The sequence below is a fragment of the Kosakonia sp. R1.Fl genome (assembly GCF_023516815.1).
In the GTDB taxonomy this organism is placed as follows: Bacteria; Pseudomonadota; Gammaproteobacteria; order Enterobacterales; family Enterobacteriaceae; genus Kosakonia.
Genome location: NZ_JAMGSQ010000001.1, coordinates 2,974,009 through 3,000,106, shown reverse-complemented (window position 1 = coordinate 3,000,106; position 26,098 = coordinate 2,974,009). Strand labels below are relative to the sequence as shown.

Annotated in this window: 17 protein-coding genes; 7 read left to right on the top strand and 10 right to left on the bottom strand. The window is 53.6% G+C overall.

Annotated elements, in window-relative coordinates:
• The first annotated feature begins 49 nt into the window (after positions 1–49).
• Complete coding sequence (locus M8Q36_RS14080; protein ID WP_249881281.1) at positions 50–1,285, top strand: SulP family inorganic anion transporter; 1,236 nt, start codon at positions 50–52, stop codon at positions 1,283–1,285.
• On the opposite strand, the gene mgtE is transcribed toward M8Q36_RS14080, so the two are convergent.
• From mgtE to M8Q36_RS14050, 6 genes are all read right to left on the bottom strand, one after another.
• The gene (gene mgtE / locus M8Q36_RS14075; RefSeq protein WP_200550372.1) at positions 1,248–2,684 is read right to left on the bottom strand and encodes a magnesium transporter; all 1,437 of its coding nucleotides are present in this window, start codon (positions 2,682–2,684) and stop codon (positions 1,248–1,250) included. The two genes, M8Q36_RS14080 and mgtE, sit on opposite strands and share 38 nt — an antisense overlap.
• A 147-nt stretch (positions 2,685–2,831) precedes the next feature.
• Entirely contained in the window at positions 2,832–4,475 is a 1,644-nt protein-coding gene (locus M8Q36_RS14070; RefSeq protein ID WP_249881280.1) for a multidrug ABC transporter permease/ATP-binding protein, read from the bottom strand.
• Between the two features lie 73 nt (positions 4,476–4,548).
• Positions 4,549–5,199 carry a DNA oxidative demethylase AlkB gene (gene alkB, locus M8Q36_RS14065; RefSeq protein WP_249881279.1) on the bottom strand — a complete coding sequence of 217 codons (651 nt, stop codon included), beginning with the start codon at positions 5,197–5,199 and terminating at the stop codon, positions 4,549–4,551.
• A complete protein-coding gene (ada, locus tag M8Q36_RS14060; RefSeq protein ID WP_249881278.1) occupies positions 5,199–6,260 on the bottom strand; it encodes a bifunctional DNA-binding transcriptional regulator/O6-methylguanine-DNA methyltransferase Ada in 1,062 nt (353 codons plus the stop codon). Before ada ends, alkB begins: the two co-directional genes overlap by 1 nt.
• Before the next feature lie 72 nt (positions 6,261–6,332).
• Positions 6,333–7,364, bottom strand: a complete 1,032-nt coding sequence (gene apbE / locus M8Q36_RS14055) for an FAD:protein FMN transferase ApbE (RefSeq protein WP_249881277.1) — start codon at positions 7,362–7,364, stop codon at positions 6,333–6,335.
• A gap of 116 nt (positions 7,365–7,480) precedes the next feature.
• On the bottom strand, positions 7,481–8,623 hold the full coding sequence (locus tag M8Q36_RS14050) for a porin OmpC (protein WP_249881276.1): 1,143 nt from the start codon (positions 8,621–8,623) through the stop codon (positions 7,481–7,483).
• 838 nt (positions 8,624–9,461) lie between these two features.
• Between M8Q36_RS14050 and rcsD the strand changes: the two genes are divergently transcribed.
• Both rcsD and rcsB read left to right on the top strand, forming a co-directional pair.
• A complete protein-coding gene (gene rcsD, locus M8Q36_RS14045; protein WP_083127019.1) occupies positions 9,462–12,131 on the top strand; it encodes a phosphotransferase RcsD in 2,670 nt (889 codons plus the stop codon).
• 16 nt (positions 12,132–12,147) lie between these two features.
• Positions 12,148–12,798, top strand: coding sequence for a response regulator transcription factor RcsB (gene rcsB / locus M8Q36_RS14040; RefSeq protein ID WP_017458563.1), 651 nt, complete (start codon positions 12,148–12,150; stop codon positions 12,796–12,798).
• Between the two features lie 33 nt (positions 12,799–12,831).
• Here rcsB and rcsC read toward each other — a convergent pair whose 3' ends face one another.
• Together rcsC and gyrA are read right to left on the bottom strand one after the other, a co-directional pair.
• A complete protein-coding gene (rcsC, locus tag M8Q36_RS14035) occupies positions 12,832–15,678 on the bottom strand; it encodes a two-component system sensor histidine kinase RcsC (protein WP_249881275.1) in 2,847 nt (948 codons plus the stop codon).
• A gap of 113 nt (positions 15,679–15,791) precedes the next feature.
• Positions 15,792–18,434: a DNA topoisomerase (ATP-hydrolyzing) subunit A gene (gene gyrA / locus M8Q36_RS14030; protein ID WP_249881274.1), complete on the bottom strand. Its 2,643-nt coding sequence runs from the start codon at positions 18,432–18,434 to the stop codon at positions 15,792–15,794.
• Positions 18,435–18,592: 158 nt separating this feature from the next.
• Between gyrA and ubiG the strand changes: the two genes are divergently transcribed.
• The 4 genes from ubiG (at position 18,593) to yfaE (ending at position 23,390) form a co-directional block, all read left to right on the top strand.
• Complete coding sequence (ubiG, locus tag M8Q36_RS14025) at positions 18,593–19,321, top strand: bifunctional 2-polyprenyl-6-hydroxyphenol methylase/3-demethylubiquinol 3-O-methyltransferase UbiG (RefSeq protein ID WP_020454501.1); 729 nt, start codon at positions 18,593–18,595, stop codon at positions 19,319–19,321.
• Between the two features lie 345 nt (positions 19,322–19,666).
• The gene (gene nrdA, locus M8Q36_RS14020; protein ID WP_249881273.1) at positions 19,667–21,952 is read left to right on the top strand and encodes a class 1a ribonucleoside-diphosphate reductase subunit alpha; all 2,286 of its coding nucleotides are present in this window, start codon (positions 19,667–19,669) and stop codon (positions 21,950–21,952) included.
• Between the two features lie 53 nt (positions 21,953–22,005).
• On the top strand, positions 22,006–23,136 hold the full coding sequence (nrdB, locus tag M8Q36_RS14015; protein WP_017458568.1) for a class Ia ribonucleoside-diphosphate reductase subunit beta: 1,131 nt from the start codon (positions 22,006–22,008) through the stop codon (positions 23,134–23,136).
• A complete protein-coding gene (gene yfaE / locus M8Q36_RS14010; RefSeq protein WP_017458569.1) occupies positions 23,136–23,390 on the top strand; it encodes a class I ribonucleotide reductase maintenance protein YfaE in 255 nt (84 codons plus the stop codon). The genes nrdB and yfaE overlap by 1 nt, the downstream gene beginning before the upstream one ends.
• A gap of 27 nt (positions 23,391–23,417) precedes the next feature.
• Here the strand turns inward: yfaE and glpQ are convergent, their stop codons facing one another.
• Both glpQ and glpT read right to left on the bottom strand, forming a co-directional pair.
• Entirely contained in the window at positions 23,418–24,482 is a 1,065-nt protein-coding gene (gene glpQ, locus M8Q36_RS14005) for a glycerophosphodiester phosphodiesterase (RefSeq protein ID WP_249881272.1), read from the bottom strand.
• A 12-nt stretch (positions 24,483–24,494) separates the two neighbouring features.
• Positions 24,495–25,847 carry a glycerol-3-phosphate transporter gene (gene glpT, locus M8Q36_RS14000; protein WP_249881271.1) on the bottom strand — a complete coding sequence of 451 codons (1,353 nt, stop codon included), beginning with the start codon at positions 25,845–25,847 and terminating at the stop codon, positions 24,495–24,497.
• Between the last annotated feature and the right edge of the window lie 251 nt (positions 25,848–26,098).

Here is a 26,098-nt window from a genome sequence, read left to right as displayed (position 1 = left end):
AGGGATGCCGTTTGTCACTGCTTTTCTCGCATCCCACCTGCGAATCTTTATGACTGAAAAATCAACCCATTCTGTACTGCGCGTAAGCCACCTCCTAAGCTCACCACAGTTTTTTACCCGCGAAGTTCTGGCAGGCGTTATTACCGCGCTGGCGCTAATCCCGGAAGTTATCTCGTTTTCTGTTATCGCAGGCGTTGACCCGAAAGTAAGCCTGATAGCCTCAGTAGTGCTTTGTTTTAGCATGTCTTTGCTCGGCGGGCGTCCGGCAATGGTCACGGCGGCGGCGGGATCAGTCGCGTTGGTTATCGGTCCGATGGTTCATCAAAACGGTGTGGAATACATTTTGCCCGCAGTTTTACTCGCCGGCGTGATCCAGATTTTGTTCGGTTTAAGCGGAATGTCCCGGCTGATGCGCTTTATCCCACACGCTGTGATGACCGGTTTTGTTAATGCACTGGGAATTTTGATTTTCTTCGCTCAGGTGCCGCATTTCTGGCATAAAGATCCCCTGATTCTGGCGCTGTTCGCCCTCACCATTCTGATTGTGCTGTGGCTCCCGCGCTGGGTTAAAAGTATTCCTGCACCGCTGGTGGCGATTGTGCTGCTCACGGCGTTCACCGTTTTTACCGGTCAGTTGCTACCCACCGTGGGGGATGAAGGTTCTATGCAGGGCGGTTTGCCAGGCCTGACGCAATGGCTGGTGCCATTGAATCTACATACGCTGAGCATTGTCTGGCCGTGTGCGCTGAGTATCGCGTTTGTCGGCCTGATGGAGTCGCTGCTGACCGCCAAATTGGTCGACGATCTGACACATTCGCCATCGAATAAAAGCCGGGAAAGCACCGGGCTTGGGATCGCGAACATTCTGGCAGGTTTCTACGGCGGCATTGCAGGCTGCGCCATGATCGGCCAGACCATTGTCAACGTGGAGATGGGCAAAGGGCGCACGCGTATCTCGACCCTTGCTGCTGCGCTGGTGCTGTTGTTGCTGGTAACAGCATTAAGCAATGTGATGGCGAAAATCCCGATGGTGGTATTAGCCGGGATTATGGCGATTGTCGCGTGTAAGACCTTTAACTGGACCAGTTTGCAACCTGTGACGCTAATGCGAGCGCCGGTTGTTGAAACGCTGGTGATGCTGGTCACCGTGGTTGCCACCGTCAGCACCGGTAATCTGGCCATCGGCGTTGTTGCCGGGCTGGTTACGCTGGCGATTACGCCAGCGGCGCTGCGGGAAAAGAACCTGTTTACAGCAAAAAAATCGTCGCCAGCCCAAGAAAAATAAAGAAGCCGCCGGTATCGGTAATGGCGGTGATCATCACGCTGGAGCCGACCGCGGGGTCGCGCCCCAGCCGGGTCATCACCATCGGGATTAATACTCCCATTAGCGCCGCCATCAGCAGGTTCAGCACCATTGCCAGCGTCATCACGCCGCCCAGCGCCGCATCGTCGTACAGCCACCAGGTGACACCGCCCATAATCCCGCCCCACACCAGACCGTTAATCAGCGCCACGCCCATTTCACGCAGTATAAGAAAGGTAAAGTTTCCCGGCTGAATGTTCTGCAAAGCCAATGCGCGAACGATCATGGTTATGGTTTGATTACCCGTATTGCCGCCGATGCCAGCGACAATCGGCATCAGCGACGCCAGCGCCACCAGTTGCGAAATGGTGTGTTCGAAACCATCAATGACACGTGATGCGATAAACGCAGTACACAAGTTGGTTGCCAGCCATACCCAGCGGGTTTTCACCGCTTTACTTACCGGGGCGAAAACATCTTCCTCGGTGCTTAAGCCCCCCATCTGGCGCATATCGTTGTCGGTCTCTTCGTACACCACATCAACGATTTCATCGATGGTCAAACGCCCCATCAGCATGCCGTTTTCATCCACCACCGCCGCACTGAGTAAGTTGTCACGCTCGAAGGTGCGCGCCACTTTTTCCGCTTCGTCTTCGGGTGAGAAGGTGACCGGATCGGCATCCATCACCTCGCTCACCCGCCGTCCGGCGGCGTTAAGCAGGATAGTTTGCAGCCCAAGCTCACCCATTAGCCGGTTATCACGTCCGATAACAAACAGTTTATCGGTGTTCTCCGGCATTTTACCGAGACGGCGCAGATAGCGCTGGACAGCCGCCAGCGTGACTTCCGAGCGGACAGTGATGACTTCAAACGCCATAATTGCGCCGACGCAATTTTTGCCATAGCGCATGACCTGTCGCATACGGGCGCGCTCTGACGGCGGCAATGTCGCCATCAATCGCCCGGTGAGGTTACGCGGCAGATGCTGCACCAGCCAGATTTGCTCATCGATATCCAGCGTATCGAGCGCGTCCAACAGCGCACGGTCGCTCATCTCATCGATCAGGTCATCCCAGACGTTTTCGGACGCTTCCAGCAGCACTTTGCCACGCTTATCATCATCGATTAGCCGCCATAACGCGTGGCGTTCAACCACTGGCAGCGCTTCAAGGGTGTCAGCCAAATCCGGGGGCGGCAGATGCGAAACCAGCACTTTCACTTCGGCGAGATCGTGCTCAAGCTCGGCACTATCGACCTGCTCGACCAGCGTGATTTCGCCAAGCAGCGCGGCGGTGAGCGGTTTATGGGTGGTGAGCAGCCAAATCAGCCGCGCACGCTCTTCGTCGCGCAGTTTGACGCTGTTTTTTTTGATAACTGGCATTGGCCGGTCCCTGAGTGTGGCAAAGCGCTCCGAAGCCAGAGCGACGTAGCCTTAAGCATAGCGGTAGGTTTTGTAAAAAATAATAAACAACGCAGGCGTTTGGATAAAAAACCAGCGAAAGCCCCCTCGGCAGAAGGGGCGTTTTTGTCAGGCGGTACGTGCTACTGCGTCGCGGGAAGCGTGCGCACGCTCTTCACCCACCAACTCGGTAAGCTGGCCGTTGCGCATCTCCAGCAGGCGATCGGCATGCACGAAGTAGTGATCGTCATGGCTGATGGCAAAAATGGTTTTGCCCATCTGCTGCATTAACGGGAGTAAGACCTGGTAGAAATCGCGGCGGAAATGGGGGTCCTGATCCGCCGCCCATTCATCCAGCAGCAAAATATCGCGCTCTTCCGCCAGTGCCAGCAGCAACGCGACGCGTTTTTTCTGCCCTTTCGACAGCTTCAGATTGAGGATCTTGCCGTTGTTTAGCTCCAGCTTGTGCGACATTTTCAGTTGCTCAAGCCACTTTTCCACCAGCGCCGGATCCGCCTGCTTGCCTTCCGGCCCCAGCAGGTCGTCAAACAGCCAGACATCGGTAAAAACCGCCGAAAATAATTTACGGTAATCTTCCGGTTTATCCTGCACCATCGGTTTGCCATCAAGCAGGATCTCGCCGGAAACCGGCTGATACAGCCCGGTTAACAGCATCGCCAGCGTCGACTTGCCGCTGCCGTTGCCGCCAATCAAAAACACCAGCTCGCCGCGATTCAGCGTCATATTGACGGGACCAATCGCGAAGTCGTTGTCCTGATATTTAAAGGTGACATTGCGCAGCTCCAGCGTTTGCCAGTTCGGGAAAGCCTGCGGGCGGGGAAACCCGGCTTTATAGGGGGCCAGCGCAAACTGTTTTAGCTTTTTGAAAGCCACCTGCGCACTGAGCAGCGTGGGCAAGGCACCCACTGCTGACAACAGCGGCGTGCGCAAAAACAGCAGGGTCAGGGAATACGTTGCGGCGACATTGGTATCCGCCCAGCCGAGGCTGTTTGCCATCCAGAACACCAGGCCGATTGCCCCCAGCATCATAATGTTCGACCAGTTTACCGCGCTTAAATGGAACGTATCGGCGCGAATAATATGATGGCGATACTCACGCGCATCCGGCAGATACATCTTTTCGAAAATGTGTTCCGCGCGTTCGCGGTTGAGGTTCAGCTCTTTGCGCCCTTCCAGCACGGTCTGGAAATCGTTGTACAACTTGTCTTCTGTTTCGCGCAGCCTCGCCATATGTTTGTACACACGCGACACCAGCACGAACCCGCCCCAGATAGTCAGCGCCATCCACAGCACAGTGATCAGCAGCATCTTGCCAGAGAGCATCGCCAGGTAGATACAGGAACCGACAGTCAGAATAATGCCCTGCACCAGTTCCGGCAGGCGCACAAAGGCGATGGTGATATTACGCACATCGCTGGTCAGACCGGCCAGCAGCGCGGCGCTACCCAGTTGTTCAATGCGTTCGACCGGGGTGTCGAGAATACGTTTGATAAATTCACTGCGCAGACGGAAGACAAAATGGTGACCGAGCGTAGTCAGCGCCAGTTGCGATCCCAGCGTCACCGCCATCAATAACAGCAACAGACCGAGAAACTCCGGTAACACGGTCAGTGATATATCCACCGTTTCAATCAGCCGCTGGTTAATAAAAGCAATCAGGCCGATACCAAACGCGGCGCTCAGGAGGGTAAGCGCGAGCACACCGACAAAAGGCCAGCGATACTGACGCCAGACAAGAAGGAGAAGTTCCATAGCAACACCCGGTCAACAAAATCAGCCAGCAGTTTAAACGGCTATCGGGTTACATCAAGAATAATTCTTATTTTTATTCGCCATTGCCTGCCTGGCGAAACGTCAGGTTGTAGCGGCATTCACCGGTCGCCGGATGATAGCCGCCTTTTAGCGGCGCAATCCCATGGTAAAAGAGCCGCGATTCGCCGCCCCATACGACAACATCGCCGTGTTCAAGCATCAGCCGCTGCAGCGGATCGCTACGTTTCAGGCCGCCAAACTGGAAAACGGCCGGTAAACCGAGCGACACCGACACAATCGGCGCACGCAGATCGGGCTCATCTTTATCCTGATGCAGAGACAATTTCGCACCCGGCACATAACGGTTGATAAGACAGGCATCCGGACGGAAATCCGGATAACCCGCCGCCTCGCTCGCCTGCTGGCACAACGCGGAAAAAGCCGCAGGCATCGGCGGCCACGGCTGTTGAGTTAACGGATCGACCGGCGCATAGAGATAACCACGCTTGTCGGTGGTCCAGCCGAGTTTGCCACAGTTGGTCATCGCCACGGACATGGTATAACCGCCTGGGGTGACCATATGGCGCAGCGGAGACTGGCTAACCACCTGCGCAATACCACGTAACAGTTGGTCGGCGGGCGCTAATGCAAGGCGCCGCAGCACGACAGCGCCCGATGCCAGCGGCTCCTGCCAGGGTTGTTCTCCGGAAAACAAATCGAGCATTACGTCTCCTCTTTGTTACGTTCTCGCTTGAGCAACTGGGCTTTGCGCGCCATCCCCCAGCGATAACCGGACAGCGTCCCATCGCTGCGCACTACGCGATGACAAGGGATCACAATCGCCAGTTTGTTTGCGCCGCAGGCGCTGGCAACCGCCCGCACCGCTTGCGGTTTACCCAGTTTTTGCGCCAGTGCCTGGTAACTTACCGTCTCACCAGCGGGTATTTCGCGCAGTGCTTGCCATACCTGTAACTGGAAAGCGGTACCGCGCAGATCCAGCGGCAGCGTAAAGGGGGCATCGACATTGTCAAGCCGCTTGATAACCTGCGCCACACGTTCGCTGAACGCATCATTTGCCTGCGCACGCTGGGCGCGCGGGAAGATTTCCTGCAACTGCTCAAGAAGCTGCTCGTCACTGTTGGCCAGTAAAATGGCGCAAATTCCACGTTCGCTCTCCGCCACCAGGCAGCGCCCCAGCGCGCAGGCGCTAAAGGTATACCAGACATCAGTTGCATCGCCGCCGCGGCGAAACTGCTGTGCCGTCATCCCCAGCGATGCATCGGCCTGGCGGTAATAACTGCTGCTATCGGGGAAGCCGGCAGCCAGCACAGCGTCGGTAACGGTTTCGCTCACGGTAAGGGTATTGCGTAAGCGGCGAGCGCGAAAAGCCAGTTGCCAGGCTTTTGGCGTCATGCCGGTAACGGATTTAAATAAACGGTGAAAATGATAAGGACTCAGCGCCACTTCGGCGGCCAGTTGCTGAAGCGTAATGGGCGTATCCTGCTCCAGTAAACGGCAGGCTTTAGCCACTTTATCCAGCCGCTGTTGCTGCGGGTGAGTTTTATCCGGCTGGCAGCGCTTACAGGGGCGAAAACCAGCGGCCTGCGCGCTCTGCACATCAGAATAAAAACGCACATTCTGGCGCAGGGCATGGCGTGCCGTGCAGGAGGGACGGCAAAAAATGCCGGTGGTCAGCACGGCAAAAACAAACTGACCATCGGCCTGCGCATTACGGGCCAGCACCGCTTGCCAGCGCTGTTCATCTAATAATGTGGTGTCGTTCATGTCAGGCTCCTCATGTAAGCTTAGCCTCACTGTGCCCGTATGCGCAGCTCCAGACACCCGCAATCTTGCGGTTTAATTTTTTTCGCTGAGCAGAAATGCGGAAAACTGCGGTGACATCCAGGTGCGGAAACCGTCGCCGTCTTTGATAATCATAAATACCGCCAGTCCTTCCCGCGTCACCACCTCTTTTGCCTGCTCGGTGCCGAGCACCATTAAACCGGTGTCCCAGGCATCCGCTTCCAGCGCCGTGGGCGCGATAACCGTGACCGACACCAGCGCATGCTGGATTGGCCGCCCGCTACGCGGATCAATGATGTGTGAAATGCGTTTGCCGTCCAGTTCGTAATAGTTACGGTAGCTGCCAGAGGTACTAATACCATGACCGTTGATATCGACCACCGCCTGGGCAACGTTCTCACGATCGGTCGGTTTCTGGATCGCCACGCGCCACGGCTGACCTTGCGCGTTCATGCCCCGGCTGGCTAATGCGCCGCCGACAGAAACCAGATAACGCGCGATCCCTTCCTGCTCCATTAACTTTGCCAGATGATCCGCCGCGTACCCTTCCCCTACCGTAGAAAGATCAACAAACAGTTCCGGCAGATCTTTTTGCAGGAATTGCTCCCCGGCGCGGTTGATCACGGTTAAATGCGCTAAACCGGTACGCGCTTTCGCCGCATCAATTTGTGCCTGACCCGGTGTTTTTACCGGCTGTTTATCCGGGCCAAAACCCCATAAATTAACCAGCGGCCCGACGGTGATATCCATTGCGCCTGCGGTTTTTTCGCCGACACGCAACGCGGTGGTGACAATATCTGCCATCGCGGCACTGACCGGCCACGGCGCGGTGCTGGCCGAGTGGTTAAAACGCATCAGCGCGGAGTCGTCTTTCCAGGTCGACATCAGATGATCGTCAGCATCCAGCTGCGTTTGAATTTTCTGCTGCAGGGTTTGCGCCTGTTGCGGGCTGATATCGACTACACTGACGCGCCAGAAAGTGCCCATGGTTTTGCCTTCCAGCACGGTGGGCTGTGCCTTGCTACCGGTGTCGCAACCGGCCAGTAACAACAACGCCGCGACTACCCCGGCACGAAGAAAAATCATCTCTGTCTCTCGTTATTTGTTAACCCGCGGCAAGCCTACACTAAAACGCAAGCGTTGACCGACGCGGGCCATAAAAAAAGGGGCCTTTCGGCCCCTTAATAATCACGGTTGCTAACTTAGAACTGGTAAACCAGGCCCAGAGCAACAACGTTGTCGGTGGCAATGCCAGCGGCTTTGGTGAAGTCATTGTCGTCCAGCAGGTTGATTTTGTAATCAACATAGGTGGACATGTTTTTGTTGAAGTAGTAAGTCGCGCCAACATCGATGTATTTCAGGATATCCTGGTCACCGAAGTTAACAGTACCGGTGTTGTTGCTGACATCCTTGCCTTTAGATTGCAGGTAAGCGATGGACGGACGCAGACCGAAGTCAAACTGGTACTGGGCAACCACTTCGAAATTCTGCGCTTTGTTGGCAAAACCGAAAGCAGTGGATGGGGAAGAGCCATTGGAAGTACCAAAACGGGTTGCGTTATAGGTCTGAGAGTACTGTGCTGCCAGGTAAATATTATTGGCGTCGTATTTCAGGCCGCCGCTGTACACTTCCGCATGATCGCCTTCGCCGAACAGCGCATCATTGTTGGTCGCGTTCTGGTCAGCAGTACGTTTGGAAGAGGACATCGCGCCGCCCACGCTGAAACCTGCGCCCAAATCGTAAGTCAGAGACGCGCCATAGCCGTCACCATTCTGGTTCAGCAGGCTGCGACCGTTGGTGTTCTCACCGCTTACGCTACCGTTTTTACCCTGGTATTGCAGAGCAAAGTTCAGACCATCAACCAGACCGAAGAAGTCGGTGTTACGGTAGGTTGCAACGCCGTTAGCACGGGACTGCATGAAGTTATCTGCACCGTAGGTATCGCCGCCGAACTCCGGCAGAACGTCGGTCCAGGAAGTGACGTCGTAGATAACGCCGTAGTTACGACCGTAGTCGAAAGAACCTGCATCAGCCACGCGGATACCGGCGAAAGCCAGACGAGTCCATGCCTGGTCGCTTGCACCTTCTTCGCTGTTCGCCTGAATGTTGTATTCCCACTGACCGTAGCCGGTTACCTGATCGTTAACCTGCGTTTCACCTTTGAAGCCGAAACGGACATAGCTCTTATCGCCATCGGAACCGTTGTCGTCAGAGAAATAGTGCAGACCGTCTACTTTGCCGTACAGATCTAATTTGTTGCCATCTTTGTTGTAAACTTCAGCCGCATTTGCTGCGCCTGCTACCAGCAGAGCCGGTACCAGGAGGGACAGAACTTTAACTTTCATTTTATTAACCCTCTGTTATATGCATTTTTATTGCCACTGCTTGCCGATCAACCCTCTAATCAGCTGGCAAAATCATTGTGCTTAAAATAGAAAAATAATCCAACGAGAATATGATACGAAAACTTTGAAGATGTTTCATACATAATGATAGATGTTTCATTTTGTAAATATGAGGGAACTTTTTTTCGCACAAATAGCTAAACGAATACGCACAAATAATCAAAAAACAATAAAAAATCATTTAAAAACAATATAATAATACAAATTAAAATCATAGCACTGAATGCAAAACCATAATCTTCAATCGCAACTAAAATACCTAACGCTATCATCATTAACTTTATTTATTACCGTCATTCGAATCTGAATGTCTGTTTACCCCTCTTATAACCGGATGCGTCGCATTCGGTTTTTTTTTACTCTTATTTACGTAAGTTGAATAATTATTTAGATATAATAACGATTTGTAACGACTATTAATTAATCAATTACTATGCCAGATATTTCTCATTGACACATTCACCAAATTAATTGTTTGTTATTTATCGCGTTCTTTTTGCAAGCAACCGGTAAATATATGTACAACTTTCCCCGGCTGTACATATTTGCCACTACGTTTAGTCAATATGCCTATCCCCATGTTTTCGAGGCTGAAACGGGAAAGAGAGTCTGGAAATTCACTCATTAACCGATATACTGCCTGCTGTACACTGCTCTGCAACACAACATCTATACGTTCGCCGCATGTTTCAGGCGGCTCTTACGGCATGGCAGCAACATTGTCTCAGCGAGCGCTGAGTGTTAACAGCAGTGTTGTCATAACGGGTTCCACACAAGAATGAGTCGATCGGACACAATGATCCCTGGCAAATTTTCCCTGATACCGGGCAACATCACCCGTTACTTTCTTTTGTTGATTATCGTCCTGTTGGTGACAATGGGGGTGATGATCCAAAGTGCGGTCAACGCCTGGTTAAAAGATAAAAGCTATCAGATTGTCGATATTACCCACGCTATTCATAAGCGTATCGACACCTGGCGCTACGCAACCTGGCAAATCTACGACAACATTGCAGCGGCCCCTGCCGCTACGTCTGGTGAAGGTCTGCAAGAAACGCGCTTAAAACAAGATGTTTACTACCTGGAAAAACCACGGCGTAAAACAGAAGCGTTGATTTTTGGGTCCCATGACAGTTCGACGCTGGAAATGACGCAGCGGATCTCCACTTACCTCGATACGCTCTGGGGCGCGGAAACCGTGCCCTGGTCGATGTATTACCTCAACGGCCAGGATAACAGCATGATCCTGGTGTCGACGTTGCCACTAAAGGATCTTTCGTCCGGTTTCAAAGACAACACGATCAGTAATATCGTCGATTCCCGCCGTGCGGAAATGCTGCAGCAGGCGAATGCCCTCGATGAACGCGAAAGCTTTTCATCTCTGCGCCATCTGGCCTGGCAAAACGGCCATTATTTCACGCTGCGTACGACATTCAACCAGCCGGGTCACCTGGCCACGGTGGTCGCATTCGATTTGCCAATTAATGATCTGATCCCACCCGGAATGACGCTGGATAGCTTCCGTCTCGATCCGGATACCACGCAGACCAACACTCGCGGCCAGGATAAAGAAACAACCGACAGCGTTGCCGTCAATTTTAATAGTTCACGCATTGAGATCTCCTCGGCGTTGAACGGCACCGGGCTACGTCTGGTCTGGCAGGTGCCATTCGGAACACTGCTGCTGGATACGCTGCAAAATATTCTGCTGCCATTACTGCTGAATATCGGCCTGCTGGCACTGGCATTGTTCGGTTACACCACCTTTCGCCAGATGCCAGGGCGTAAAACCGACGGTCTGGCAACGCCTGGTGCAAGTAACGAACTGCGTGTGCTGCGTGCCTTTAATGAAGAGATCGTTTCACTATTGCCGCTGGGGCTGCTGGTGCACGATCAGGAAGCGAACCGCACCGTTCTGAGCAATAAAATCGCCGATCACTTATTACCGCACCTGAATCTGCAAAATATTACGGCCATGGCCGATCAGCATCAGGGCGTGATTCAGGCCACCATTAATAACGAACTGTACGAAATTCGTCAGTTCCGCAGCCAGGTCGCTTCGCGTACGCAGATCTTTATTATTCGCGACCAGGACAGAGAAGTGCTGGTTAATAAAAAGCTGAAGCAGGCGCAACGGCTGTATGAGAAAAACCAGCAGGGCCGAGCCAGCTTTATGAGTAACCTTGCCGAGTCGCTGAAACAGCCGGTGAAATCGCTGGCCAGCGAAGCCGCAGCGTTGCAGAGCCAGGAGGGCAACCTTGTCGCGGATCACGCCGACAGGCTGGTACAACTGGTCGATGAAATCCAGCTGGCACATATGCTGGAAAGCGACAGCTGGAAAGGCTCGTCTACACTGTTCTCGATTCAGGATTTGATTGACGAAGTGGTGCCGGAAGTCCTGCCGGTTATCAAACGTAAAGGTCTGCAACTCTTAATTAATAACCCGCTTCCGGCCAATGAAGAGCGTCACGGCGACCGCGACGCACTGCGGCGGATCCTGTTGCTGCTCATCCAGTACGCGGTCACGACCACGCAGATGGGCAAAATCACGCTTGAAGTGAATGTGGACGAATCGGCGGAAGACCGCCTGACCTTCCGGATTCTCGATACCGGCGTGGGTGTGAACGCCAGCGAAATCGATAATCTGCATTTCCCGTTCCTAAACGATACGCAGGGTGATCAGTACGGAAAAGCGAACGCCCTCACCTTCTGGCTGTGCGATCAGCTGGCACGTAAACTTGGCGGGCATCTGAATATTAAAGCGCGTGAGGATCTGGGCACCCGTTATTCACTGCATGTGAAAATGGCGGCCCGTCCGCAACAGGCAGAGAGCGAAGAAAAATTACTCGATGACGTAGTGGCGATGATTGATATTACCTCTAACGAAATCCGTAATATTGTGGTTCGCCAGTTGGAAAACTGGGGAGCGAGCTGTATTTCCCCGGATGAGCGGTTATCAAGTCAAGAATATGATCTCTTTTTGACAGATAATCCGTCTAATCTTACTGCCTCAGGCTTGCTTTTAAGCGATGATGAGGCAGGCGTACGGAAAATTGGCCCAGGCCAATTGCGCGTGAACTTTAATATGAGCAATGCAATGCAGGGAGCAATATTGCAACTCATTGAAGAGCAACTGGCGCAGGAGGATGTACCGGAGTCGCCTTTGGGGGGTGACGAAAACGCCGAGCTCCACGCCAGCGGCTATTACGCGCTGTTTGTTGACACAGTACCCGATGATGTTAAGAGGTTGTATACTGAGTCGGCGCTGCGTGATTTCGCGGCGCTGGCGCAGACGGCACACCGCCTGAAAGGCGTGTTTGCCATGCTTAATCTGGTACCTGGTAAGCAGTTGTGTGAAACGCTGGAGCAATTAATTCGCGAGAGCGATGTTCCAGGCATAGAAAATTACATCAGCGACATTGACGCTTACGTCAAGAGCTTGCTGTAGCAAGGTAGCCTAATACATGAACAATATGAACGTAATTATTGCCGATGACCATCCGATTGTACTGTTCGGTATTCGCAAGTCACTCGAACAAATCGAATGGGTAAACGTTGTCGGTGAATTTGAAGACTCTACAGCGCTGATTAACAACCTGCCGAAACTTGAGGCAAACGTATTGATAACCGACCTGTCAATGCCGGGCGATAAATACGGCGATGGCATCACGCTTATCAAATACATTAAACGTCACTTCCCGACGCTGTCGATTATTGTGCTTACCATGAACAATAACCCGGCCATCCTGAGCGCAGTGCTGGATCTGGATATTGAAGGTATCGTGCTAAAACAAGGCGCGCCGACAGACCTGCCAAAAGCGCTGGCGGCATTGCAGAAAGGGAAGAAATTCACCCCGGAAAGCGTCTCCCGTCTGCTGGAAAAAATCAGCGCGGGCGGTTACGGCGACAAACGCCTGTCACCGAAAGAGAGCGAAGTGCTGCGTCTGTTTGCCGAAGGTTTCCTGGTAACGGAAATCGCCAAGAAGCTGAACCGCAGTATCAAAACCATCAGTAGCCAGAAAAAATCAGCAATGATGAAACTGGGTGTCGATAACGATATCGCACTGCTGAACTATCTCTCCTCCGTCACCCTGACGCAGACAGAAAAAGAGTAATCCTGCAACCCCGGCACCCGCCGGGGTTCTTTTTTATCCCCGGCTGTTTCGTACCCGCGCAGCATATGCCGCCAGCGTTTGCTTGAGAATATCCAGCGTTACCGGCTTCGACAGGCAGCTGTCCATACCCGATTCCAGACAGCGTTGCTTCTCTTCTGCCAGCGCGTTAGCCGTCACACCAATCACCGGCAGCGTTAGCCCTAACTGGCGAATACGTTGTGTCAGGCGGTAACCGTCCATATTCGGCATGTTGACGTCGCTGAGCACAATATCGATAGGGTTTTTACTCAGAACATTCAGCGCATCCACGCCATCATTGGCCGTTTTACATTGATATCCCAGCGATCCCAGCTGATCGGCCAGCAGGCGGCGGTTAATCGGATGATCGTCCACCACCAGAATCATCATGTCATCGTTACGCGCCTCTTCCCGGGTCTCGGCAGGAAGCGCGTTGCTCGCCTGCGGCTCAATAACCTGCACGCGGTAAATGCGCCCAAGCAGCGTCAGCAGGTCGTGTGGCGACGCCACGCTGTGCAACCATTCGCCTGGCGCTCGCTCAACGGGAATACCGATATGGCGACGGCAGAAAATAATGGCCGCGCGTCCGGTCCACGATGCGGAGAGTTCATCATCGGTGATCAACGTATCCTGGTTGCCCAGCGCGCGTCCGTCGTACTGCTTCACCTGAATACCGTGCCATTGCAGTAATGTCTGCAGATAACCCGACAGCCAGGCATTACGCACCGCCAACCAGCAGCACGTATCCGCCAGGCCATCGACATCGGCGCGAACCGGTGCCACCGCGCTGTAAAGCGGGATACGGATGGTGAACTGGCTCCCCATGCCCGGCTCGGTATCAACGGAAATATCGCCATCCATCATGCTGATCAATTTTTCACAAATCGCCAGCCCCAGCCCGGTGCCCTGGAAGTTACGCTGTACGCCGGTTCCCACCTGGAAGAAGGGATCGAACAGACGCACCACTTCTTTACCCGGAATTCCCACGCCGGTATCACGTACGCGAATACTGAGATAATCCGCATCACGATGCACATGCAGCACGATACACCCCATATCAGTAAACTTAATCGCGTTGCTGAGCAGGTTGGAAATCACCTGCTGTAAACGCATCGGATCGCCATTCAGCGCCATCGGCACATCCGGTTCAATAAAGCAGTACAGCCCCAGCTGTTTGCGTACCACCAGCGGTAAATAGTTGGCAGTGATATGGCTCATCACTTCGCGCGGGGAAAACTCGCGCGGCTCGATTTTCAACTGTTCCGATTCAATTTTCGAGAAATCGAGGATATCGCTGATAATTTTCAGCAACAGACTCGACGAGTTGTTCATTGCGGTGACTAACCTGTCCACCCCTTTCGGCAGCTCTTTCGTTTGCAGCAGATCGAGGTTACCGATAATACCGTACAGCGGCGTGCGCAACTCATGGCTGACTGTCGCAAGGAACATCGATTTCGACTGGCTCGCCTGCTCTGCCGCTTGCGCCATTTCCTGCAACGACTCTTCCATTTTCACGCGAGCGGAAACATCCACCAGCACGCAAATCGCCACGTTTTCATTGCGATAACGTGAATGAACAAAGCTAATTTGCAGATTGGTATTATTGCTGGTCAGCACATCAACGAAATTGACCTGCTGACCACAGATAATTTGCGTAAGCCGCTGCCTGTCTTCATGTGTCAGCATATTCAGATAGTTGTGCGCCAGTTCGTTACTGAGGATGTTTGTGCCGTCCTGAGTACGTAAAATGCAGATCCCCACCGGCGCGGAGGCAACGATTTTACGGTTGAACTGCTCATGCTCTTCCAGCCGCTGGGCATCATTTTCCGCCGGAATAAAAATCCGCCGCTCGTACATACGCGCAAGCGTAAACAGCGCCACACCGACCAGCACATTCAGCAACACGGCGTTAAGGATCAGCATGCGAATGCGCTCCAGCACCATATCAACCGGTACGGAGTAAACCACGCTCAGCGATGACGGTGGCAGGCTCTTTTTCAGGATCAGTTCGCGGAAACCCGAGGTATAACCAAACCATGAACGTTCCTGCATCCAGCGCGGATCGACAACAATGCCGCTATCCTGGCCGGTAAGGGAAATCAGCGCATGGCCGTTGTCATCCAGAATGGTCACGCCCATCGGCAGGCTACCCGGCGTGAAAAAGTTCTCCATGCGAATGGACTGTTCCGTTCCCAGCAGCGCTTGCAGGCGGTTGCCGAGGTAAACCGGCGTCAGCGCATAGAAGTAACCGATCCCCGGACGCGGCCCCTGGCTCATCCAGTAGACGTTGTTGCTGCGCTCATCCTGCGGAGCGTTACGGTATTTAACGATACGCTCATGCAGGCTTTTCAGCGTATCGTCGCGTTCAACGGGGAGATCGCGCAGGCCGAAGTCGGCCATGCAGAGATTGTCGCTGCCGATCAAAAACACGCGGTTGAGATCGTAAGCGGCGGAGAAATTGTCGCGCCAGTAGCGCATAAACCACGCCAGCGACTCCAGCGAGCCGCGCCAGGAGCTGCCCATGGCGGAGCAGTCAGAATCCGGGAACAGCGGTAAAAATGTCGGGACTTCGGTTTTGTCGTCGCGGTTGCGCGAGGTCAGAATACCGTTTTCTGCCGTCAGACGATTTTCAGCGATGTACTTCAGCTCTTTCATCACGTCAGACGTGCGCTGGATGTAACGCTGCGCCTGATCGGAGCTGAGGTTAAATTCCTGGCGAATTTCCGACTCTTTGTCATGCAAGGCGTTAACGATATAAAAGACAGAAAAAAAGGCAATCAACAGCCAAAGCAATAGCGCCAGCGCCCTGAACAGATAGCGGGAGACTTTCAGGGTACTGCGAAACGAGACGAGGTATTTCAACCTGGGGAAACTCCGCCACAAGGAAGTTAAAAAAGAGTGTGATTAAGGTAGCGATAAATCGCAAAGGCCGCAACGGCAATGAAAAAGGGCCGGAAACCGGCCCTCATAACGCATTACTCGGCGTCGTCGTCCGCCGCGTCGTCGTCGGTATCGGTATCAACTTCCGGCGCGATATCATCATCGCCTTCCGCCACGCTACCGTCGATGGAGTCTAACTCTTCATCATCTACCGGCTCAGCAACACGCTGCAGACCCACTACGTTTTCATCTTCCGCGGTGCGGATCAGAATAACGCCCTGGGTATTACGCCCTACCACGCTGATTTCCGAGACGCGTGTACGCACCAGCGTACCGGCATCGGTGATCATCATGATCTGGTCACAATCATCAACCTGCACCGCGCCGACCACTGCGCCGTTACGCTCGGTGACTTTGATGGAGATAACGCCCTGAGTACCGCGCGATTTGGTCGGGTACTCGGTTTCCGCCGTACGTTTACCGTAACCGTTCTGCGTTACCGTCAGGATTGCACCTTCGCCACGCGGTACGATCAGCGAAACAACGCTGTCTTTTTCCGCAAGTTTGATGCCACGAACACCGGTCGCAGTACGACCCATTGCGCGCACAGCACCTTCTTTAAAGCGCACCACTTTGCCCGCCGCAGAGAAGAGCATCACTTCGTCGCTACCTGACGTCAGATCGACGCCAATCAGCTCATCGCCTTCGTTCAGATTGACGGCAATGATACCGGCAGAACGCGGACGGCTGAATTCGGTAAGCGCGGTTTTCTTCACGGTACCGCTGGCGGTCGCCATAAAGACGTTGACGCCCTCTTCGTATTCACGCACCGGCAGGATGGCGGTGATACGCTCGTTCGGCTCCAGCGGCAGCAGGTTGACGATCGGGCGACCACGCGCGCCACGGCTCGCTTCCGGCAACTGATAAACCTTCATCCAGTACAGACGTCCACGGCTGGAGAAGCAGAGGATGGTGTCATGGGTGTTGGCCACCAGCAGGCGGTCAATAAAGTCTTCTTCTTTAATACGCGCAGCCGATTTACCTTTACCACCACGGCGCTGGGCTTCGTAGTCGGTCAGCGGCTGATACTTCACATAGCCCTGGTGCGACAACGTGACCACCACATCTTCCTGATTGATCAGGTCTTCGATGTTGATATCGGCAGTGTTAGCGGTAATTTCGGTGCGACGTTCGTCGCCAAACTGTTCGCGAACCAGCTCAAGCTCTTCGCGGATCACTTCCATCAGGCGTTCAGCACTGCCAAGGATGTGCAGCAGCTCGGCAATCTGCTCCAGCAGCTCTTTGTACTCGTCGAGCAGTTTTTCATGCTCAAGGCCGGTCAGTTTCTGCAAGCGCAGATCCAGAATCGCCTGTGCCTGCTGTTCGGTCAGATAGTATTTACCATCGCGAATACCGAACTCCGGCTCCAGCCACTCCGGACGCGCCGCGTCATCACCCGCACGTTCCAGCATAGAAGAGACATTGCCCAGATCCCACGGCTGCGCGATGAGGCCCGCTTTTGCTTCAGCAGGCGTCGGCGCGCGGCGGATCAGTTCAATGATCGGATCGATGTTCGCCAGCGCCACGGCCAGCGCTTCAAGGATATGCGCGCGGTCGCGAGCTTTACGCAGTTCGAAAATCGTACGACGCGTCACCACTTCGCGGCGGTGGCGCACAAACGCGGCCAGGATTTCTTTCAGCGCCATGATCTTCGGCTGACCATGGTGCAGAGCCACCATGTTGATACCGAAGGAAACCTGCAATTGCGTCTGGGAGTAGAGGTTATTCAGAACCACTTCACCCACGGCATCACGTTTGATTTCGATAACGATGCGCATACCGTCTTTATCGGACTCGTCACGCAGCGCGCTGATGCCTTCAACGCGTTTATCTTTCACCAGCTCGGCAATTTTCTCGATCAGGCGCGCTTTGTTCACCTGATACGGAATTTCATGCACGATGATCGTTTCGCGACCGCTTTTCGCGTCGGTTTCCACTTCCGCGCGCGCACGAATGTAAATCTTGCCGCGACCGGTGCGGTAGGCTTCTTCGATGCCACGACGACCGTTGATGATCGCCGCCGTCGGGAAATCTGGCCCCGGAATATGCACCATCAGCTCTTCAATGCTGATGTCTTCGTTATCAATGTAAGCCAGGCAACCATTGATCACTTCCGTCAGGTTATGTGGCGGAATGTTGGTTGCCATACCGACGGCAATCCCCGAAGAACCGTTCACCAGCAGGTTCGGGATCTTGGTGGGCATCACATCAGGAATTTTTTCGGTGCCGTCGTAGTTATCGACGTAATCAACCGTCTCTTTTTCCAGATCGGCCATCAATTCATGGGCAATCTTCGCCAGGCGGATTTCCGTATAACGCATCGCCGCCGCGGAGTCGCCATCGATGGAACCGAAGTTCCCCTGACCATCGACCAGCATGTAACGCAGCGAGAACGGCTGCGCCATACGGACAATGGTGTCGTACACTGCGGAATCACCATGGGGATGGTACTTACCGATTACGTCACCAACGACACGGGCAGATTTTTTGTAGGCTTTATTCCAGTCATTGCCCAATACGTTCATGGCGTAAAGTACGCGACGGTGAACCGGTTTCAGGCCATCTCGGACATCCGGAAGCGCACGGCCAACAATGACCGACATCGCATAGTCCAGATAGGAGCTCTTCAGCTCTTCCTCGATGTTAACCGGTGTAATTTCTCTCGCAAGGTCGCTCATCTAACCGCTATCCCTCTACTGTATCCCGGATTCAAAGGTCGCAAATTATAACACAACCGCTTTGATACAGGTAAACCTATAACACCCGTGCAAAGGTTTATTCATCCCGTTGGCCTGATATACTCACGGGTCTTATTGATAGAGGAGTTATTGCGCCCATGAATGCCGAAAAAACGCCGGTCGCTCAAAACGTTGATCATGCTGAAATCGCCAAATTTGAGGCTGTCGCCTCGCGCTGGTGGGATAAAGAAGGTGAGTTTAAACCCCTGCACCGCATCAACCCGCTGCGTCTGGGTTATATCAGCGAACACGCTGCCGGTCTGTTCGGTAAGAAAGTGCTTGATGTCGGCTGCGGCGGCGGGATTCTGGCGGAAAGCATGGCGCAAGAAGGCGCGGATGTCACCGGGCTCGATATGGGCTTTGAACCACTCCAGGTGGCGCGTTTGCATGCGCTGGAATCTGGCATTCAGGTCAATTATGTGCAGGAAACCGTAGAAGAACATGCGGCAAAACATGCGCAGCAGTATGACGTCGTCACCTGCATGGAGATGCTGGAGCATGTTCCGGATCCGCAATCGGTGGTGAAAGCTTGTGCGCAACTGGTCAAACCCGGCGGCCATGTTTTCTTCTCTACCATTAACCGCAACGGCAAAGCCTGGTTGATGGCGGTAGTCGGCGCGGAATACGTGCTGCGCATGGTGCCGAAAGGGACGCACGACGTGAAGAAATTTATTAAGCCAGCGGAGCTCTTACATTGGATTGATGGCACCGTGTTACAGGAACGTCACATTACCGGGTTACATTACAACCCGTTGTTAAACCAGTTTACGTTAGGGCCGGGTGTGGATGTGAACTATATGTTACATACAACGGCAAAAAATGACTAAGGTCATCAGATAAAGTGATAGAAGATTGCGCAGCATCAAGTTGCGCAATTGCCTTTCCCGATGAAGAAATCAGCACTCGATCAAAAATTCATTTTTTTTTGCGAAATATTGACATCGCCGCCAGGCCTTACGATACGAGGACTTAGCGATTATCACCCTTTCGCAACCTCAATTTAACCTCAAAATCAACTCTTGTACTGAAAAGAATCCTTACTAGAATACTCACCATATAGCGTTTCTCTTATCGCAAACCCCCTATATGTAGTATTTATCCACAGAGTTAATCACAGCAACGAATTGTGGATAAATGGGGGGATATTTTCTATTTCACGGACAGGTAATCACATGAATCAGAGTCTGCTGGTGACAAAGCGTGATGGTGGCACTGAGCGCATCAATCTCGACAAAATTCATCGAGTACTGGATTGGGCGGCAGAGGGGCTAAGTAACGTATCTATCTCTCAGGTTGAACTGCGCTCACACATTCAGTTCTACGACGGTATCAAAACGTCCGATATCCACGAGACCATCATTAAGGCCGCCGCGGATCTGATTTCCCGCGACGCGCCGGACTACCAGTACCTGGCCGCACGCCTGGCCATTTTCCACCTGCGTAAAAAAGCCTACGGCCAGTTCGAGCCGCCAGCGCTGTTTGACCACGTGAAGAAAATGATTGAGCTTGGCAAATACGATCATCATCTGCTGGAAGACTACACGGAAGAAGAGTTCAAGCAGATGGACGGTTTTATCGACCACTGGCGTGATATGAACTTCTCCTACGCGGCGGTGAAGCAGCTGGAAGGCAAATACCTGGTGCAGAACCGCGTGACCGGCGAGATCTACGAGAGCGCGCAGTTCCTCTATATCCTGGTTGCTGCGTGCCTGTTCTCCAACTATCCGCGTGAAACCCGTCTGGACTACGTGAAGCGCTTCTACGACGCCGTTTCCACGTTCAAAATTTCGCTGCCGACGCCGATCATGTCCGGCGTGCGTACGCCGACCCGTCAGTTCAGCTCCTGCGTACTGATCGAGTGTGGTGACAGCCTGGACTCCATCAACGCCACTTCCAGCGCGATTGTGAAATACGTTTCCCAGCGCGCCGGTATCGGTATCAACGCCGGTCGCATTCGTGCGCTGGGTAGCCCGATCCGCGGTGGTGAAGCGTTCCACACCGGTTGTATCCCGTTCTACAAACACTTCCAGACGGCAGTGAAATCCTGCTCGCAGGGCGGTGTGCGCGGCGGTGCAGCAACCCTGTTCTACCCGATGTGGCATCTGGAAGTCGAAAGCCTGCTGGTACTGAAAAACAACCGTGGCGTGGAAGGTAACCGCGTGCGTCACATGGACTACGGCGTACAGATCAACAAACTGATGTACACCCGTCTGCTGAAAGGTGAAGATATCACCCTGTTCAGCCCGTCCGACGTGCCGGGTCTGTACGATGCGTTCTTCGCCGATCAGGACGAGTTCGAACGCCTGTACACCAAATATGAAAAAGACGACAGCATCCGCAAACAGCGCATCAAAGCGGTGGAGCTGTTCTCCCTGATGATGCAGGAACGCGCATCTACTGGCCGTATCTACATTCAGAACGTCGATCACTGCAACACCCACAGCCCGTTTGACCCAATAGTTGCGCCGGTACGTCAGTCCAACCTGTGCCTGGAAATCGCCCTGCCGACCAAGCCGCTGGATGATGTGAACGACGAAAACGGTGAAATCGCGCTCTGTACGCTCTCTGCATTTAACCTCGGGGCGATTAAAAACCTCGACGAGCTGGAAGAGCTGGCAACGCTTGCGGTGCGTGCGCTTGATGCCCTGCTGGACTACCAGGATTACCCAATTCTGGCCGCTAAACGCGGCGCGATGGGTCGCCGTACGCTGGGTATTGGCGTCATCAACTTTGCTTACTGGCTGGCGAAGAACGGCAAACGTTACTCGGACGGCAGCGCCAACAACCTGACGCACCAGACTTTCGAAGCCATTCAGTACTGGTTGCTGAAAGCCTCTAACGAGCTGGCGAAAGAGCAAGGCGCGTGCCCGTGGTTCAACGAAACCACCTACTCGAAGGGTATTTTGCCGATCGATACCTACAAGAAAGATCTCGACGGTATTACCAACGAGCCGCTGCATTACGACTGGGAAGCGTTGCGTGAATCGATCAAAACGCACGGCCTGCGTAACTCCACGCTCTCCGCGCTGATGCCGTCTGAAACATCTTCGCAGATCTCCAACGCCACCAACGGCATTGAACCGCCGCGCGGTCATGTGAGCATCAAAGCGTCGAAAGATGGCATCCTGCGTCAGGTAGTGCCGGATTACGAAAAACTGAGTAATGCCTACGAGCTGCTGTGGGAAATGCCGAATAACGACGGCTACCTGCAACTGGTCGGCATCATGCAGAAATTTATCGATCAGTCGATTTCGGCAAACACCAACTATGACCCGTCACGCTTCCCGTCGGGCAAAGTGCCGATGCAACAATTGTTGAAAGACTTGCTGACCGCCTACAAATTTGGTGTGAAAACGCTGTACTATCAAAACACCCGCGATGGCGCGGAAGATGCGCAGGATGACCTGGCACCTTCCATCCAGGACGATGGCTGCGAAAGCGGCGCATGTAAGATCTAACTAAGGGGCGGGGAAACCCGCCCTTTTTTTTCGCAAGACAGGACTCACATTCCATGGCATACACCACTTTTTCACAGACGAAAAACGATCAGTTGCTGGAGCCGATGTTTTTCGGCCAGCCGGTTAACGTGGCGCGCTACGATCAGCAAAAATATGACATTTTCGAAAAGCTGATTGAGAAACAACTCTCCTTCTTCTGGCGTCCGGAAGAAGTTGACGTTTCCCGCGACCGTATCGATTTCCAGGCGCTACCAGAACACGAAAAGCACATTTTTATCAGCAACCTGAAATACCAGACGCTGCTGGATTCCATTCAGGGTCGTAGCCCGAACGTCGCGCTGCTACCGCTGATCTCTATCCCGGAACTGGAAACCTGGGTAGAAACCTGGGCGTTTTCAGAAACGATCCATTCACGCTCTTACACCCACATCATCCGCAACATCGTTAACGATCCGGCGGTGGTGTTTGACGATATCGTCACCAACGAGCAGATCCTCAAGCGCGCGGAAGGCATCTCGCACTTCTACGACGAGCTGATTGAAATGACCAGCTACTGGCACCTGCTGGGAGAAGGCACGCACAACGTCAATGGCAAAACCGTGACCGTCAGCCTGCGCGAGTTGAAGAAAAAACTCTACCTGTGCCTGATGAGCGTGAACGCGCTGGAAGCGATTCGCTTCTACGTCAGCTTCGCCTGCTCCTTCGCTTTCGCTGAGCGTGAGCTGATGGAAGGCAACGCCAAAATCATTCGCCTGATTGCCCGTGACGAAGCTCTGCACCTGACCGGCACCCAGCATATGCTGAACCTGCTGCGTTCCGGCGCAGATGACCCGGAAATGGCCGAGATCGCCGAAGAGTGCAAACAGGAGTGCTATGACCTGTTCGTGCAGGCGGCATTGCAGGAAAAAGAGTGGGCGGAATACCTGTTCCAGGGCGGCTCGATGATCGGCCTGAACAAAGACATTCTCTGCCAGTATGTTGAGTACATCACCAACATCCGTATGCAGGCAGTCGGTCTCGACTTACCGTTCCAGACCCGTTCGAACCCGATTCCGTGGATCAACACCTGGCTGGTTTCCGATAACGTCCAGGTGGCACCGCAGGAAGTGGAAGTGAGTTCCTATCTGGTCGGCCAGATCGACTCTGAAGTCGACACCGACGATCTGAGCAGCTTCCAGCTCTGATGAGCCGCGTTACGCTTAGCCTTTCCGGCACGCACGTCCAGTGCCAGGATGAGCACCCTTCCCTGCTGGTGGCGCTCGAATCGCACCAGGTGGAAGTTGAGTACCAGTGCCGCGAAGGCTACTGCGGCTCCTGCCGCTGCCGCCTGGTGGCAGGCCAGGTTGACTGGATTGCCGAGCCGCTGGCCTTTATCAACGAAGGGGAAATTTTGCCCTGCTGCTGCCGGGCGAAAGGCGATATCGAAATCGAGATGTAAAAAAGGGCCTTCACAGGCCCTTTTGTTTTACTTGTGCTGTAAAAACTGCACCGCTTTATCCGGGAAATCGGTGAACAAACCATCGACACCCGCCTGCTGATACAACACCTTATAGAGCTGATTCACATCGCTGGCATACGGCGGAAGTTGATCCGCGCGTACGGTAAACGGATGGACCTGCAAATGGCTGGCATGCGCCTCTTTCACCATTGCCGTTAGCTTAACGTTACCCGGTTTTGAACCGTCCGCCACCAGCATGTGGTAGTCCGGGCCGATGCCGTCGGCATACTGCGCGATTTGCTTCATCGCGCCGGGTTTGAACATCCAGTCGTAACTGTAATTCACCCATTTGCCGTCCGGCTGCTGCTCCTGCGTTTCATTCCATTTGGTATACGCAATCAGCTGCACCAGTTTAAGATCCATCCCCATCTTCGGTTCCAGCTCATTCTTAATGCGCTTAAGCTCATTGACGTCAAAACATTGCAGGTAAACGTTGTCCTGCTTGCTGGTGTAACCGTACTTTTTCAGCACTTCCAGCGTTTTTGCGGCAATATCTTTCCCCTCCTGATGGTGGAACCAGGGCGCTTTGATCTCCGGATAAATACCGATGTTTTTGCCAGTGGAGTGATTTAACCCCTGCACAAACTCGATCTCCTCTTCAAATGTATGAATGCGGAAATCGGATTTGCCCATCGGGAAACGCCCCGGATAGACCTGCACTTTCTTGCCCTTTTCCAGCTCGAACCCTTCGGTAAACTTCAGCGAGCGGATCTCGTCGAGCGTAAAGTCGATGGCATAGTAACGCCCGTCTTTACGCGCGCGCTGTGGGAAGCGCTCCGCGACATCCGTTACGCGGTCGAGATAGTGATCGTGCAAGACAACCAACTGGTCGTCTTTGGTCATCACCAGATCCTGTTCCAGGAAATCCGCGCCCTGCGCATAGGCCATCGCTTTCGCCGGTAAGGTATGTTCCGGCAGATAACCGCTGGCGCCACGATGGGCGATAACGATTTTATCGGCGGCCAGCGCCTGGCTGGTTAACGCGCCTGCCAGCAGCAGGCTTGAGGTCATACGGGTGAAAGTGGTTTTCATCAGTGCTCCCTGTTAGCTGCGACGCGCCAGCACGTCGGCATGGTGACGTTTCTCGCCAATCATCACGATAACCAGCAGTAAAACCGCCAGAATGCTGCCGCCAATCATCACCATAAAGCCGCCATCCCAGCCGAAGAAATCAACGGTATAACCGACAATCGCGCTGGCGGCGACAGAACCACCAAGATAGCCAAACAAGCCGGTAAAGCCCGCCGCCGTACCCGCCGCTTTTTTCGGTGCCAGCTCCAACGCATGCAGACCAATCAACATCACCGGGCCATAAATCAGGAAGCCGATGACAATCATGCAGGCCATATCCACGCTCGGGTTGCCCGCCGGGTTCAACCAGTAAACGATAGTCGCAATGGTCACCAGTGTCATAAAGAACACGCCCGTTGCGCCGCGGTTTCCGCGGAAGACTTTGTCCGACATCCAGCCGCACAGCAGCGTGCCGGGGATGCCCGCATATTCATAGAAGAAATAGGCCCACGAGGATTTATCCAGCGCGAAGTGTTTCACCTCTTTCAGGTAGGTCGGCGACCAGTCGAGAATGCCGTAGCGCAGCAGGTAAACAAAAACGTTCGCGACCGCGATATACCACAGCAGTTTGTTCGGCAGGATGTACTGCATGAAAATCTGCTTTGCGGACAACTCCTCTTCGTGTTTGTCACTGTAATCATCCGGGTAATCGTTTTTGTACTCTTCAATCGGCGGTAAGCCGCAGGATTGTGGCGTATCGCGCATCAGTGCGAAGGCAAGAATCGCCACCAGAATCGCGCCAAACGCGGGCATATATAACGCCGCGTGCCAGTCGTTAAACCACGCCATCCCCAACAGGAACAGCAGCGGAGGAATGCCACCGCCGACGTTATGCGCGCAGTTCCATACCGACACAATGCCGCCGCGCTCTTTTTGCGACCACCAGTGCACCATGGTACGCCCACACGGCGGCCAGCCCATCCCCTGGAACCAGCCACACAGGAACAGCAGCACAAACATGACCATGATGCTTGAGGTTGCCCACGGCACGAAGCCCATAACCAGCATCACCGCCGCCGCCAGAATTAACCCGGCGGGCAGGAAAACGCGCGGATTCGAGCGATCCGACACCGAACCCATAATAAATTTCGAAAAACCGTAGGCAATGGAGATCCCGGACAGCGCAAACCCCAGATCGCCACGGGAAAAGCCCTGTTCGACTAAATACGGCATTGCCAGCGCAAAGTTCTTACGCACCAGATAGTAAGCGGCATAGCCGAAGAAGATGCCGAGGAAAATCTGCCAGCGCAACCGCCGGTACAGCGGGTCGATTTGCGCATCGGGCAGACGCGATTGATGGGGGGCAGGTCTAAAAATACTCAACATAGCGGCCTCCGTGGCGCGGTAAGACTCATATCTTTCATTCATGAGTGAAAACGAACATAACCAGAGTTATTCGCGGCGGATTGTAGTGAAAGTTTTAACCAGAGTGAATGAGTTGTCGCAGGTATTGTTACAGAAATATGACAAACATCTAACTTCACGCATGAAAGCGCGTTTCACTTTCGTTTTTTGCTCGAATATGCGCGATATCAAACAAACCACAATCATAGTATGGCTAAATGGTTGCTAAGGAA